The 14619-nt window shown below is 64.0% G+C and carries 13 protein-coding genes, 1 tRNA gene and 1 pseudogene; 2 read left to right on the forward strand and 13 right to left on the reverse strand.

Going from position 1 to position 14619, the window contains the following annotated elements; all coding sequences use genetic code 11:
* Positions 1-3: 3 nt before the first annotated feature.
* The 13 genes and pseudogenes from HU218_RS09595 to HU218_RS09660 all read right to left on the reverse strand — a co-directional run bounded on the left by HU218_RS09595 (position 4) and on the right by HU218_RS09660 (position 12208).
* Complete coding sequence (locus HU218_RS09595; protein WP_174874723.1) at positions 4-417, reverse strand: nuclear transport factor 2 family protein; 414 nt, start codon at positions 415-417, stop codon at positions 4-6.
* Positions 414-1187 carry an SDR family NAD(P)-dependent oxidoreductase gene (locus tag HU218_RS09600; protein ID WP_174874724.1) on the reverse strand — a complete coding sequence of 258 codons (774 nt, stop codon included), beginning with the start codon at positions 1185-1187 and terminating at the stop codon, positions 414-416. The genes HU218_RS09595 and HU218_RS09600 overlap by 4 nt, the downstream gene beginning before the upstream one ends.
* The gene (locus tag HU218_RS09605; protein ID WP_174874725.1) at positions 1184-1723 is read right to left on the reverse strand and encodes a DUF3833 domain-containing protein; all 540 of its coding nucleotides are present in this window, start codon (positions 1721-1723) and stop codon (positions 1184-1186) included. Before HU218_RS09605 ends, HU218_RS09600 begins: the two co-directional genes overlap by 4 nt.
* Positions 1690-2943: an MFS transporter gene (locus HU218_RS09610; RefSeq protein WP_174874726.1), complete on the reverse strand. Its 1254-nt coding sequence runs from the start codon at positions 2941-2943 to the stop codon at positions 1690-1692. Before HU218_RS09610 ends, HU218_RS09605 begins: the two co-directional genes overlap by 34 nt.
* A complete protein-coding gene (locus HU218_RS09615; protein WP_217450777.1) occupies positions 2940-3473 on the reverse strand; it encodes a chalcone isomerase family protein in 534 nt (177 codons plus the stop codon). The genes HU218_RS09610 and HU218_RS09615 overlap by 4 nt, the downstream gene beginning before the upstream one ends.
* Positions 3439-4689, reverse strand: a complete 1251-nt coding sequence (locus tag HU218_RS09620) for an SAM-dependent methyltransferase (protein WP_174874727.1) — start codon at positions 4687-4689, stop codon at positions 3439-3441. The genes HU218_RS09615 and HU218_RS09620 overlap by 35 nt, the downstream gene beginning before the upstream one ends.
* A complete protein-coding gene (locus HU218_RS09625; RefSeq protein ID WP_174874728.1) occupies positions 4686-5501 on the reverse strand; it encodes a DUF1365 domain-containing protein in 816 nt (271 codons plus the stop codon). The genes HU218_RS09620 and HU218_RS09625 overlap by 4 nt, the downstream gene beginning before the upstream one ends.
* Positions 5501-6814 (reverse strand): NAD(P)/FAD-dependent oxidoreductase, encoded by a 1314-nt coding sequence (locus HU218_RS09630; protein WP_174874729.1) that lies wholly within the window; start codon positions 6812-6814, stop codon positions 5501-5503. The genes HU218_RS09625 and HU218_RS09630 overlap by 1 nt, the downstream gene beginning before the upstream one ends.
* A 180-nt stretch (positions 6815-6994) precedes the next feature.
* Positions 6995-7968, reverse strand: a pseudogene (locus HU218_RS09635) (IS3 family transposase).
* 191 nt (positions 7969-8159) lie between these two features.
* A tRNA-Met gene (locus HU218_RS09645) sits at positions 8160-8236 on the reverse strand.
* Positions 8237-8308: 72 nt separating this feature from the next.
* Complete coding sequence (locus HU218_RS09650) at positions 8309-8494, reverse strand: hypothetical protein (RefSeq protein ID WP_174874732.1); 186 nt, start codon at positions 8492-8494, stop codon at positions 8309-8311.
* Between the two features lie 297 nt (positions 8495-8791).
* Positions 8792-10861 (reverse strand): methionine--tRNA ligase, encoded by a 2070-nt coding sequence (metG, locus tag HU218_RS09655; RefSeq protein WP_174874733.1) that lies wholly within the window; start codon positions 10859-10861, stop codon positions 8792-8794.
* A gap of 96 nt (positions 10862-10957) precedes the next feature.
* Complete coding sequence (locus HU218_RS09660; protein ID WP_174874734.1) at positions 10958-12208, reverse strand: MFS transporter; 1251 nt, start codon at positions 12206-12208, stop codon at positions 10958-10960.
* Between the two features lie 318 nt (positions 12209-12526).
* On the opposite strand from HU218_RS09660, the gene apbC reads away from it, so the two are divergent.
* Together apbC and murI are read left to right on the forward strand one after the other, a co-directional pair.
* Entirely contained in the window at positions 12527-13627 is a 1101-nt protein-coding gene (gene apbC, locus HU218_RS09665) for an iron-sulfur cluster carrier protein ApbC (protein ID WP_174874758.1), read from the forward strand.
* Positions 13628-13639: 12 nt separating this feature from the next.
* Complete coding sequence (gene murI, locus HU218_RS09670) at positions 13640-14428, forward strand: glutamate racemase (protein WP_174874735.1); 789 nt, start codon at positions 13640-13642, stop codon at positions 14426-14428.
* Positions 14429-14619: the final 191 nt, after the last annotated feature.

Below are 14619 nucleotides of genomic sequence, written 5' to 3' on the forward strand. Positions count from 1 at the left end.
GCATTATGCCATGCGCCGCTTGAGGCGGCGCAGCAGCCAGCCCAGCACCGGCAATTGTTCATACACGCCGGCGGCGGCGTCCCAGTAGTCGCAGTGTTCGCAGATCAGTCCGGCGGCATCCAGCCGCAATAGCGTACCGCCGTGGATCTGCTGCTGGCGGCCGTTGAGGGCAAAACAGAAATCCCAGGTGACGAATGCGCTGCTGTCCTGCTGCAGCACCTCGCCGATGACGAAACGTGGCTGCGTCAGGGTATCGAACATGCGCGCATACACCGCCTGGATCGCCGCGCGGCCGCGCAGGGCGTGAAACGGATCCTGAAAGCTGGCATCGGCGGCATATACCTGGTCGATCTGCGCCAGCGTGGCCGGCGACAGCTTGGCGAAGCAGTCCAGGTGGCGGGCAAGCATCGGATTCATAAGCCGGTAACCTTGTGAGCCAGCCAGAAATACAGCCGGTAGGGCAAATGTGACGCCAGCTTCAGCAGCAGGCTGAAGCGGCGCGGGAAGTGGATGTCGAAGTCGCCGCGCGCCAGACCGGCCAGCATGGCGCTGGCGGCCTGCTCGGGCGAAATCAGCGCCGGCATGGCAAAGTCGTTCTGCGCGGTAAGCCGCGTGTCGACAAAGCCCGGGTTGACCACATGCACGCCGATGCCGTGCGGCCGCAAGTCCAGGAACAGGCTCTGGGCAAAGTGGTTCACCGCCGCCTTGGTGGCGCCGTACACCAGCGCGTTGGGCATGCCGCCCCAGCCGGCGACACTGGCCACCAGCGCGATGCTGCCGTGCCGCTGCCGCAGCAGGGTCGGCATCACCGCGGCGGTGCCGTACATCACTCCCAGCAGGTTGACCTCCACCATCTGTCGCGCCAGCTGGGGTGTCAGCTGCCAGGCACGCACCGCGCGGTAATCGCCAGCCAGCATCACCACCAGATCGATACGCGGCCAACGTTGCAGTAGTTGGCCGCAAGCCTGCTGCCAGTCCTGCTCGCGGGTGACATCCAGCGGCAGCACCAGGCAATGCGCATCGTCGCCAGCCACCGCGCGCAGCGCGTCCTCGCTGCGTCCGGAAAGGGCCAGCATCGCGCCGGCAGCCCGCAGCTGGCGTGCCAGCGCGGCGCCAATGCCATGGCCGGCGCCGATCAGCCACACATGCTGGCCCTGCCAGTCGCGCAAGCGGGGATTGAGGCTCATGGCGTGCCCTCCTTGCGGATATACAGCGTGACTTCGCCCAGCCGCACGCCGAACTTGCTCATCACCGAGCGGTTGAGCACGCTGCGCTCGTCCAGCTGGTACATCCAGTCGGCAAAGCGGACTTCGTACTCCTTGCCATCCACCGGCAGGCGCAGGGTGTAGTCCCAAAACAGCGCAAAGCCTTCGGTGCGGCCGCTGGCCTCGCCCACCACATCGCCAGCGGTGCCCAGATAGCGGCCATCCGGCAGTTTTTTCAGGGTCCACACCCGACGCTGGGTCTCGCCATCGTCGTAGCGGAACTGCTCGTCCAGCACGCCGGTGTCACCCTGCCAGCGTCCCTGCATGCTGACGGTAAAGCGCCGCAGCACCTTGCCGCTGCGGTCCTGGAACATGCCATGCGCGGTGAGCGGGCCGGCAAAGAACTGCTGCAGATCAAACGTTGGCCGCGTAGCACGGTAATCATCAATGCTGGCGGTAGAACAGCCGGCCAGCAGCGCCGCGATCAGCGCCAGCGCAAAGCGTGCGAATTGCCACATGGTGACTCTCCGGTTTGCGGCAGGCGGCGCAACAGCCACCAGGCCGACAGTTTGCAGATCGCCGGCAGGCCGGCGTACAGATACAGCAGGCCGCCGGCAGCCTCGCCCGGCTGGTAGCCGCTCCACTGCGCCAGCGGCAGCGCGATGCCGGCCGCCAGCGCCAGGGCCAGTTTGCCCAGCATCGACACCACGCCGAACGCGGCGCCGCCGTGGCTGGCGACGTTGTCGCCCAGCTCGTCGGCCACCAGCGCGCTGCCGAACGCCAGATCCGCCCCCAGCGCCATGCCGGTCAGCACGCAGACCAGGGCAAAGCCGGCAAGCGCCCCGGCGGCCAACCACAGCACCGGCACGAAGCCCAGCAGCGCCAGCAGCATGCCGCCACGCCAGGCGCGCACCTTGCCGACCCGGTCGGCCAGCCGCACCCACAGCGGCATCGCCAGCATGGCGGCCAGGAAGTACAGCAACAGCAGCGGCCCGGCGGCGTGCCCCAGCTGCAGCACATCGGCCACGTAGAACTGGAACAGCGTGGCCGGCAGCGCCATCGCCAATGCATTGAGCAGCAACACCGCGCCCGCCAGCTGCAGCCGGCGCGAGCGCCACCAGTCGCCACCTTGCCGGCCGGCGGCCAACGTGGCCGCTGCCGCCGGTGCCAGCGCCGCGGCCAGCAGCGCCAGCACGCTGCATGGCAGCAGCCACCACAGGAACTGGCGCATGGCCGCCAGCTCGCCGCTGCTGGCCGCCCACCAGGCAGGCAAGGCGGCTGCCAGCAATACCCCCAGCACGCCCCAGCCTTCCCGCCACGCCGCCACCCGCATGCGCCCGGCCGGCGTCGGCCACAGCGCCGCGCCGTAGCGCAGCAGCGCGATGTTCAGCCAGCCGTGCGCCAGGTACACCAGCAGCAGGGCCAGCGCCAGCTGCGCCAGCAGCGGCATGCCGGCCTGCGGGTACAGCAACCAGCCATAACCGCCCAGCCCGACGATGGCGGCCAACAGGTTGGCCGCATGCTGCCGTGCCGGCGCCAGCCGGTCCTGCCAGCGCCCCAGCAGGGGGTCGAGCAGGGTATCCAGCAGCCGGCAGGCAAACAGCACCACGCCCAGGCTGCCCAGCGCCACGCCGAATTCGCGCGCATACAGCGCCGGGGTGTGCACGTACAGCGGCAGCGCCACCATCGCCAGCGGCAAGCCGCCGAGGCCGGCCAGCGCCAGTTGCCGCGCGTTCATCCGGGGCTCCGCAGCAACTGCTGGCGCAGGGCCGGCGCACGCGAGGCCGGGTCCAGCCAGATGCGGAAGAACAGCCGTCCGAACAACGGGTCCTCCACCGCGGCGGTAAGGCGGCCGTTGTGCCAGAAGCGCACGCTGCCAGCCTGGTAAGCGCCGATGATTTCGTCGCCCTGCTTCACATCGGGAAAGGCGTTCTGCATCAGCGCCCGCCAGCTGTTCTTGCGCTCCGCCGGCATGCCGTAACGCTGCATTTCCTCCACGCTGGCATCCACGATGCGGGCGGACGGGATATCGCGCGCATAGCGCAGCGACAGCGCAAACGGCTGGTTCCAGTCAAACGGCTGGCCCTGGCGGGTATACAGCGTGGCGTCGTACAGCTTGAAGCCGAACCAGCGCAGGTCCCCTGCCCCCAATGGCTGCAAACCGTTCAGTTCTGCAGGTAGTGCCATGGCCGCCTCCGACAACAGCAACAAGGTCGCGCCGTAACGCAGCACGCTAGACACGGCGCTGGATTTCCAGTTGGCAAACATCGGTTCTCCCCGCTTCGAACGCCGCGATGCAGTAGTACAGATAGAACTGCCACAGACGGATGAAGCCATCGTCAAAGCCCTGCTGCCGGATCTGCGGCAGCGCCTGCTCGAAGCGCGCCAGCCAGGCACGCAGCGTCAGCGCGTAATCGGCGCCAAAGGTGTAGCGGTCGGCCAGCTGCAGGCCGGCGCGCTGGATCTCCTGCTGCAAGCGGGACGGCGACGGCAGCATGCCGCCGGGAAAGATGTACTGCTGGATAAAGTCGGTGCCGCTGCGATAGCGCGCGAAATGCTCGTCGGCGATGGTGATTACCTGCACCAGCGCCTTGCCGCCCGGCTTGAGGCAATCGCGCAGCTTGGCGAAGTAGCTTGGCCACCAGCGCTCGCCCACCGCCTCCAGCATCTCGATCGACACGATGAAGTCGTACTGGCCGTCAACATCGCGGTAATCCTGCAGCCGCAAGTCGGCGTGCGCTGCCAGCCCGGCCGCGGCCAACCTTTGCTGCGCCCAGTCAAGCTGCTCGGTGGACAGGGTGAGGCCCGTCACATGCACGCCGCACTGGCGGATCGCCTGCTCGGCAAAGCCGCCCCAGCCGCAGCCGATCTCCAGCACGCGCTGGCCGGCCGCGGGCTCCAGCCGCTGCAGGATGCGCTGGTACTTGGCCTCTTGCGCCTGCGCCAGCGACAGCGTGGCATCACCGGCATAGATACCGGACGAGTAGCTCATGCCCGCATCCAGCCACAGCCGGTAGAAGGGGTTGCCGAGGTCGTAATGGGCGTGGATGTTGCGCCGGCTGCCGCGGCGCGAGTTGGCGCGCGACAAGTGGCGCAGCAGATAGCCCAGCGTGCCCAGCCAGCTGCCGTGGATGGCACGCTCGAAAGCCGCCTCGTTTTCCAGCGCCAGATTCATCAATGCCGGCCAGTCACTGGACGAGAGCTGGCCATCCCGCCAGGCTTCGGCCAGACCGATATCGCCGGACAGCGCGATGCGGCGCAGCGCACGCCAGTCGTGCAGCTGCAGCTCGGCGCGACTGCCGTGGTGGCGACCGCTGTACAAGTGCTGGCCGCCATCCGGCGTGTGCAGCAGCAACTCGCCATACAGCAGCTTTTCCATGGCGGCGAGCAAGGGCCGCGCCAGCCACGGCAGCTTGCTGGCAGGCGGTTGGCGCGTTGCGGCCGGCGCATCTGCGCGCCGCAGGGTATCGGAAGCGGTATTCATGGCTGGGCTCTCCGTTGGATTTTGCTGGGGATAGCGTGTTCGTTGATCGGGGTGACGCTGCGCCCGGCAGGCGCTGGCGTGGCGACTTGGCCGTTCTTGCCAAAGAACGGCGCGCCCTTGCGCCACAGCCGCCAGGCCTGCCAGTGGATGCGCAGCCACACGGCGAAGGTCAGCGAGGCACAGGACAACACCAGGCGCCAGACGTTGGCCGCGGTGGCCGCTTGCGGCCAACCCTGCTGCCGCGCGGCAAAGTCGCGCCGGCTGCCGTCGCGGCGGTAATCGATGGCCACGCCGAAACGGCCGGAGCCGGCATCGCGCTGGAAGCGGAAACGGTAGTCGCCCTCGATCTGGAAAAACGGCGACACCTGTAGCGCCTTGGGAGCGACAAATTCATCGCGGGGCCGGATCGGTGCCAGGTCCGGATGGCGCAGGCAGTAGTCGTGATGCGCGCCAAAAGTGTTGTTCACCTCCACCCACACCGCGCGCAATTGCTCGTCGTGATCCAGCACCAGGTAGAAGCTCACCGGGTTGAACACGTAGCCCAGCACCGCCGGCAGGGTATGCAGCTCGATGCGGCCAACCTCGTGTACTCCGTGCTCCCGCAGGCGCTGGCACAGCCACGGCCATAGCGGGCTACCGTCGCGCGGGCCGTGACGGCGGCGCTGCCAGCGCACGCCGGGCGCCAGCCGCAGCTGCATCACATCCTGCTGCGGCAGGCTGATCGCCACCCAGGCATGGCGGTAGCGGAACTGGTGCTGCACTGGCAGGCAGCGCCCGTGCCACACCTCGCCGCGATACAGTTGCGGCTGCATTACGCCAACTCCGGTGCGGCCAGCGGCGGCAATACTTCATGCTGCAGCAACGGCCGCTCCAGCTGCCACGGAATATCGGCATGCAGGCCGCGGGCCACCGCCATGCCGGCCTTGAGGCCATCCTCATGGAAGCCATAGCCGGCCCAGGCGCCGGCAAACCAGGTATGGCGACGCCCCTGGATCGCGGCAAGATCGTGTTGCGCGGCAATGGCGGCAGTATCAAACACCGGGTGGGCGTAATCGAACTCGGCCAGCACCTGCGCAGGTTCACGGTAGGGGTTCAGCGTGACGATCACCGGCTGGCTGAACGGCAGCGGCTGCAGCTTGTTGAGCAGATAGCTCACCATTACCGGCTGATCGCTCTGCCCCGGGCGGCCGACACGGTAATTCCATGCCGCCCAGGCGGCTTGCCGCTGCGGAAGAAAGCTGGCATCGGTATGCAGCAGCGCGCGGTTGCGCTGGTACGGCAGCCGGCCGAGCACGCTTTGCTCTGCGGCATCGGCATCGCTGAGCAGCGCCAGCGCCTGATCGCTGTGACAAGCCAGCACCAGCTGGTGGTAGTGCTCCTCGCCGTGACGGCTGCTGACATGCACGCCCTGCTCACTGCGGCGCACTCGCGTTACCGGCGACTGCAGCCGCAGTTGGCCGCATCCGGTCAGCATGCGACGCACATACTCGCGCGAGCCGCCCAGCACCGTCTTCCACTGCGGGCGATCCAGCACCTGCATCAGGCCGTGGTTGCGGCAGAAATCGAAGAAAGTCGCAGCGGGAAACTGCGCCATGCCGCGGGTGGAGCTGGACCAGATCGCCGCCCCCATCGGCAGCAGGTACCAGTCGCGTAGCGTCTGGCCAAAGCGGTAGCGATCCAGAATCTGGCCCAGGGTTTCACCACTGGCATGTGCTTCCTGCTGCAGTCGTGGCGCAAGGCGGTGCAGGCGCAGGATGTCGCCCAGCATGTACCAGAAGCGGCCGCGCAGCAGATTGCGCCGCTGCACGAACAGGCTGCCAACGCTGGTACCGGCCCACTCCAGCTGCGGCTGCTCCAGCGCTACCGAGAAGGTCATCTCCGTCTCATGCACCGCCACACCCAGCAAGCGGAACAGACGAGTCAGATTGGGATAGGTGCGATCGTTATGCACCAGAAAGCCGGTATCCACCGGCGCTGTCATCCCCTGCAGGCTGACATCGACGGTATTGCTGTGGCCACCGGCATAGTCATTCGCTTCGTACAGCACCACCTGATGACCACTGCGACTCAACAGCCAGGCTGCAGACAAACCGGCAATGCCGGCCCCCACCACCGCAATTTTCATTGAAACCTCCTAAACAATACCGCCGCCGCATCACGCCTGCTTTGGCATTGCCAGTAACTGCACAAAAGTTTGTACATCATTTGTACTGTACAAAAATCAAAAGTTCAATAAATTTTGTTAGCCGTTAGCTGGAGGGGCAGGAAAGTGGACTGTCCCGGGTGCAGTAGACAAACTCCTGCCTCACGCCGAGGCCCGCTCAAAGGCCCTGGGACTGATGCCACCCAGGTGACTGTGGCGGCGGGTGCGATTGTAAAAAGCTTCGATGTAATCGAATACATCTGACTTGGCCAAGTCGCGGGTTTTATAAATCCGCTTGCGGATACGCTCCTTCTTCAGGCTGCTGAAGAAGGACTCTGCCATAGCATTATCCCAGCAATTGCCACGGCGACTCATGCTGGGCTCAAGGTTGTGGGTGTGACAGAAACGACGCCAGTCATCACTGCCATATTGCCCCTGCCAGGTACGGATGTAAGTAATGTCCGTCACCCAGATCTGGTCAGGCTGTGACGTCGTGAACTCGCGATTCAGATGGTTGGGGGCCAACAAGGAAGGGCGACCAGCAATGGGTCGTGGTGCCTGATAACCGCGCTGTGCCTTGATACTGTGCTGCCGCATGATTCGGGCGACACGGTGTTTGCCGCACACCTCGCCAATCTCGCGCTGGTCCCCCAGCACCCGACGCGACTCATACACCCCGCCACTGGCTCGCCAGGAGTCGCGAATCAACGCCAGCAATCTGGCATCTTCCTTGGCATGATCAGACTCGGGGCGGTGTAGCCATTGATAGAAGCCGGCACGGGCAACTTGCAGCAAACGGCTCATAGTCGTCAGCGGCCAGGTATGTCGATGCTCGTTCATGCAGCGGTACCTTACTCGGACTCCCTGGCAAAGTACCGCGCGGCATTTTTTAGAATATCGCGCTCTTCTTCTGTGCGACGCAGTTGCGCCTTCAGGCGAAGGATTTCGCTCTTGGCCTCGAGCAGTTCGGCAGCCTGTTTCTCCGAGTTATCCGGGCTGACTGCTTTCACCCATTTGTACAGGCTGCGGCTAGAAACCCCAAGCCGGGCGGAAACTTCAGCAACAGAGTAGCCGCGCTCAGTGACCTGCTTGACGGCTTCTTCTTTGAATTCAGGGGTGAAACGCTGTGTGCTCATAGATATCCTCCTATGCTCAAATCATAGGGCAGGATTGCCTACAGGAGCCGGGGCAGTCCAGACGTCTCTGTCACAGACTACTGCGTGGAGTTGGCACAGATCTGTCACAACGTAGATTTGTGACTGTTTTACGGGCGCTTAAAATGCGAAAAACCTGATTCAATTATTCAATTGAATCAGGTTTTTGTATTTGGTTGCGGGGGCAGGATTCGAACCTACGACCTTCGGGTTATGAGCCCGACGAGCTACCAGACTGCTCCACCCCGCGGCAGAGAAGACCAATAATACCTAACCATCACGGGTACGTCAAGCTATTTGTCGAAAAACTTTACTGGCCGCCCTACGCGGCAATCTGCACGTAAGCGTTGGCCGGGTATAACACACTTTCCAGCCCTGCCGGAGTACGCATGGTGATTTCGTAACGACGGCCGATTGCGCGTACGGTGACAACCTCAAACCGCAGGGTTTCACCGCTATCGGTAGTTTCCAGGATGTTATGGCCTGGCAACAGTTCATTGATTCGCATGATTTCTTCCTTACATTGTCATTCTTGTTATGAACACTGGTACTGCATGATTGACTATACAAAGTACTCACTTACGACAGTATTGACCATACGTAGTTTCACGGTGAGGCCACCTTGCGCTGGCGCAAGCTTTTGCCTGCGCCTGAAATGGCAAAAAGGGTGCTCCCCAATGTGGAATAACCGCGTATCCGCAATGACATCAGCAGCTTAGGGCCGGCAGATGACATGATCGTGACACCCAAACAAAACGCCCCGCGATGCGGGGCGTTTTCATGCTTGCCGGCAACAGCCTGCTGCTTAACCGATACGCATACCCGGCTGGGCGCCGTCGTCGGCATCCAGCAGGAACAGGCCGGAGCCGTCTTCCACGCCGGAAGCACACACGATCATGCCCTGCGACACGCCAAAGCGCATCTTGCGCTCGGCCAGGTTGGCCACCACGATCACCTTGCGGCCAACCAGCTTCTCCGGCTGCTGGTAGGCCGCACGGATGCCGGAGAAGATGTTGCGGGTTTCAAAGCCCAGATCGACGCTGAACTGCAGCAGCTTGTCCGACCCCTCCACAAAGTTGCAGGCCAGTACCTTGCCCACGCGCAGGTCCAGCTTGGCAAAGTCGTCGATCTTGATGGTGTCGGCCAGCGGCTCGTAGTTGGCCGCGGCGGCCGGTGCTTGTGCTTCCATGCTCTGTTTGTTCGCTTCGATGAGTTTGTCGATCAGCACCGGGTCGATACGCTGCATCAGGTGCTGGTACGGTTTGATGTGATGATTCAGCAGCAGCTGCTGCGCATCGGCCCACTGCAGCGGGTCGATGTTGAGGAACACTTCCACGCCTTCCGCCAGCTTGGGCAGTACCGGCTTCAGGTAGATGGTCAGCAGGCGGAAGGCGTTGATCAGCACGGTGCACACTTCGTGCAGACGGGCGTCCTGCCCTTCCTGTTTGGCCAGATCCCACGGCTTGTTGGCATCCACATAACCGTTGACGATGTCGGCAATGGCCATGATCTCGCGCAGCGCCTTGGCGTATTCGCGCGCTTCGAACGCAGCGGCGATGTTTTCCGCTTCGCCCGCGATATTGCCCAGCAGGCGGGTTTCGTCCTCGACGTTGGCCGCAAGCTGGCCGCCGAAGCGCTTGGTGATGAAGCCGGCAGCGCGGCTGGCGATGTTGACATACTTGCCGACCACATCGGAGTTCACCCGCGCCACGAAGTCGGCCAGGCTCAGGTCGATGTCCTCGATACGGCCGTTGAGCTTGCCGGCGATGTAGTAGCGCATCCATTCCGGGTTCAGGCCGCAGTCGAGGTAGCTCTTGGCGGTGATGAAGGTGCCACGCGACTTGGACATCTTCTGGCCATCCACGGTCAGGAAGCCGTGGGCGAACACGCCGGTCGGCGCGCGGTAGCCGGCAAACTTCAGCATCGCCGGCCAGAACAGCGCGTGGAAGTACAGGATGTCCTTGCCGATGAAGTGGTACATCTCGGCGTCGGAATCGGCGCGGAAGTAGTCATCGAAATCGATGCCGCTGCGCTCGCACAGGTGCTTGAAGCTGGCCATGTAGCCGATCGGCGCATCCAGCCATACATAGAAGTACTTGCCCGGCGCATCCGGAATCTCGAAGCCGAAGTACGGCGCATCGCGGCTGATGTCCCAGTCCTGCAGGCCGCCTTCGATCCACTCGTTCATCTTGTTCAGCGACTCGGGCTGCAGGTGCGGCTGGCTGACGCCGTCGGCACGCACGCTGCTGCCGCCGGTCCAGTCCTTGAGGAAGTCCACGCACTCGCCGAGGCGGAAGAAGAAATGCTCGGAGGTCTTCAGCACCGGGGTGGCGCCGGATACCGCCGAGTACGGGTTCTTCAGCTCGGTCGGGTTGTAGGTGGCACCACACACTTCACAGTTGTCACCGTACTGGTCCTTGGCGCCGCACTTCGGACATTCGCCCTTCACGAAGCGGTCCGGCAGGAACATCTGCTTTTCCGGATCGAACAGCTGCTCGATGGTGCGACTGACGATCTTGCCGTCGGCCTTCAGTGTCTTGTAGATGTGCTCGGCGAAGTGCTTGTTCTCCGGCGAGTTGGTGCTGTAGTAGTTGTCGTAGCCGATGTGGAAGCCGGTGAAGTCGGCCAGATGCTCGCTCTTCACGCGTTCGATCAGCTGTTCCGGGGTGATGCCCTGCTTTTCCGCCGCCAGCATGATCGGCGCACCGTGGGTGTCATCGGCACACACATAATGGCAATCATGCCCACGCATCTTCTGGAAACGCACCCAGACGTCGGTCTGGATGTGCTCGAGCATGTGGCCAAGGTGAATGGCGCCGTTGGCATACGGCAATGCGCTGGTTACCAGAATCTTGCGCTTGCTGGCTTTGGTCATGGGGTGCATCCCGGTTGGTATTCTGAAACGGTCGATTATAGCGGCAAAGGTTGGCCGCAACAGCTGTACGGCCAACCTTAATCACCGCGGCAAGGCTCAGATGCCCTGCGGCAGCAAATCCGGATCGGCGCGGTCGGCCATTGCCTGCTTGACCTGCGGCCGCGCCAGCCACACGAAGCCCAGCGCGGTACACACCGACAGCAATGCAAAGCCGGGAATGCCGCCGGCCAGATAGCCCCAGCGGAACAGTTCGATCCCCAGCGCGTAGCCGGCCATCGACAGCATGCTCATGCCGGCGGACACGATGCCCTTGGCCTGCGGACTGGCCGTCAGCGCAAAGCGGTACAGCACGGCAAACGACAGCCCTTCGCCCAGCGCCATCAGCGACATGCCCAGCGCCAGGAACACATGCTGGAACTGGCCGTACAGTACGCCGCCCAGCATCAGCAGCAGGCCACCGACCAGCGGCCACATGCCCACCAGTACCGAACGCCCCAGCGGCCAACGTTCCGCCACCAGCGCCAGCAACAGGTTGCCGCCGATCAGCCCGGCAAACACCGGAATCTGCCACAAGCCGTAGGCCAGCGCCGACAGATGCAGGTCTTCCACCAGCAACACCGGCGACAGCGCGATCCACGCCATCAGCGGCATCGCCAGCAGCGGGATGCACAGTGCCGAGCGTACAAAGCGGCCATCACGCAGCAGGCGGGTGTAGCCGTGCCACAGCGTGCGCGGCGTCAGCTTAACTGCGGCCGACGGCTGCACGGTTTCCGGCATCTTCCACCACAGACCGATCAGCGCAAACAGCGAGCACAGCGCGATCAGCAGAAAGCCGGTACGCCACGGCGCCAGCGTGATCAGCGCGGCGCCGGCCAGCGGGCCGGCCAGCGGCGCGATCAGCGCCACATTGGCCATCAGCGCGGTCACCCGTACCGCGGTGGTTTCGGCATACGCCTCCTGGATGGCGGCATAGCCGACGGCATTGATAAAGCACAGCCCGAAGCCCTGCAGCACGCGCAGCAACATATAACTGTGGATATCGCTGACCAGATAGGTGGCCAGGCAACTGGCGGTAAACCACGCCACGCCGAACAGCAGCACCGGACGGCGGCCGAAACGGTCGGACAGCGGGCCGGACAACCACGGCAGCAACGCGCCGCCCAACAGGTAGGCCGTCATCGACAGCGGTACCCAGGAAACATCCACCCCGAACTCCTGCACTACCCGCAACATGGCCGGCTGCGCCATATCGTTGCCGATGTAGACGGCAAACTCGAACAGCACCAGTGCCAGCGGAAACAGCAGCGTGGCGACATTCAAACGGGAAATCTTTTCTTGCTGACTCAAAACGCAACCTCGGAACAAAAGCCGACGGGGCGCATTAAACGCCCCGCTCTTTCGGAAAAAAGGGGCGGATTCTACGGCAAATCAGCCACTTAGCCAAGCAAAGCTGCCAACAGCCAGCAACGGCGCGACGGCAAGGACAAGCCCGCCGTCACAAGCCACGGGCTTTGGGCTATCATTTCCGCCTTGAATTGCCGGCTCGCTGGCCGGCAAAAAACCAACTAAAATAGTCGGTTATCCAATCAGGCCTCCACACGCATGTTCTCCCGACTTGGCAAACTGTTCGGCGCCGGCGCCGACGACTCCGCACGGAACTCCACCATGACTCCCAACTCGACCTACGGCGACGACGACATCCTGGCCGCGCTCGGCAACCTGATCGACCCCGACACCGGCAAACCGTACCGCCACGCCAAGGGCGTGAACCTTGCGGCCAACGATGCGCAGCAGCTGGTGGTCAACGTGGCACTGCCCTACCCGGCACAAAGCCGCTTTACCGCCATCCGCGACGAATTCCTGGCCGCGCTGGCACCGTTTGCCGCCGGCCGCAGTGTCAGCGTCAACGTGGAAAGCCGCATCACCAGCCATGCGGTGCAGCGCGGCATGTCGCCGCTGCCGGGGGTAAAGAACATCATCGCCGTGTCGTCCGGCAAGGGCGGTGTCGGCAAATCCACCACCGCGGCCAACCTGGCGCTGGCGCTGGCGGCCGAAGGCGCCCGCGTCGGCATCCTGGATGCCGATATCTACGGCCCGTCGCAGCCGTTGATGATGGGTCTGGCCTGCCACAAGCCGGAGGTGAACGACGGCAAGCTGCAACCTTTGCTGGCGTATGGTGTGCAGACCATGTCCATCGGCTACCTGGTGGACGAAGATCAGGCCATGGTGTGGCGCGGCCCGATGGTGAGCCAGGCACTGCAGCAGCTGCTGAACGATACGCTGTGGGACAACCTCGACTATCTGGTGATCGACATGCCGCCGGGCACCGGCGACGTGCAGCTGACGCTGTCGCAGAAGGTACCGGTCACCGGCGCCCTCATCGTCACCACACCGCAGGACATCGCGCTGCTGGACGCGAAAAAAGGCCTGAAGATGTTCGAGAAAGTCGGCGTGCCGGTGCTGGGCATCGTCGAGAACATGGCCATCCACGTGTGCAGCAATTGCGGCCATGAAGAACACATCTTCGGTTACGGTGGCGCCGACAAGATGGCCGCCCAGTACGGCGTGCCGGTGCTGGGCTCGCTGCCACTGGATCTGGCGATCCGTCTGGCCACCGACGAAGGCAAGCCCACCGTGGTGGCCGAGCCGGATGGCAAGTTGGCCGCACGCTACCAGGACATCGCGCGCAAGCTGGCGGTGAAAGTCGGCGAGAAGGCACGCGACTTCTCCGGCAAGATCCCCAAGATCGTGATCCAGAACAACTGAGCAGGACCACGCATGATCGGCATGTTCGATTCGGGCCTCGGCGGCCTGTCGGTGTGGCGGCAGCTGGTGCAGGCACTGCCGCGGGAGTCGGTGCTGTATCTGGCCGACCAGGGTTACTGCCCGTACGGCGGCCGCAGCCAGCAGGAAATCATCGCCCGCTCGGAGCTGATTACCGACTACCTGCTGGCGCAGGGCGCCACGCTGCTGCTGATCGCCTGCAATACCGCCACCAGCGCCGCGGTACGCCACCTGCGCGCCAAATACCCGACGCTGCCGATCGTCGGCATGGAGCCGGCGATCAAGCCGGCGGTACAGGCGACGCAGAGCGGCCGCGTCGGCGTGCTGGCCACCCGTGCCACGCTGGCCGGCAGCAAGTTCCGCGAACTGGCGGAGCAATTCCGCGAGCACGCGCAAATTGTCAGCCAGCCGGGCGAAGGCTTTGTCGAACTGGTGGAAAGCGGCGATCTGGCGAGCCAGCAGGCGCGCGCCACCGTTGGCCGCGCACTGGCGCCGCTGCTGGATGCCGGTGTCGATCACGTGGTACTGGGCTGCACCCACTACCCGTTTCTGGCACCGCTGCTGCGCGAACAGCTGCCGGCACATATCGATCTGATCGACCCCAGCGATGCGGTGGTACGCCAGACCGCCCGGCTGCTGGATCGCCACCAGCTGGCCGCCGCCCCGGATGCCACCGCGCATTACCGTTTCATCAGCACCGGCGACACGGCCAGCATGCAGACGTTCATGCAGCAGATCCTGCAGCGCGACGATGCGGTGGAATACCTGGCACTGCCAGGCTGAGTGGCCAGCCTCGGCGGAGGCAAGCATTAGCGGCGGCGGTCCTTTTGACCCTCGCGGGTTGTATTGATAGCGCGGCTGGCGGAAAATACCGCCGCGCCCGATTTCGCCGTGGGCGAACCACGCAACGGCATGCCGGACTTGCTTGATCCGGCGCATTTTTCGCAATCGACTGCCGCAAGCGCTTGGCTGTC

This window comes from Vogesella oryzae (assembly GCF_902829295.1).
Taxonomy (GTDB): domain Bacteria; phylum Pseudomonadota; class Gammaproteobacteria; order Burkholderiales; family Chromobacteriaceae; genus Vogesella; species Vogesella oryzae.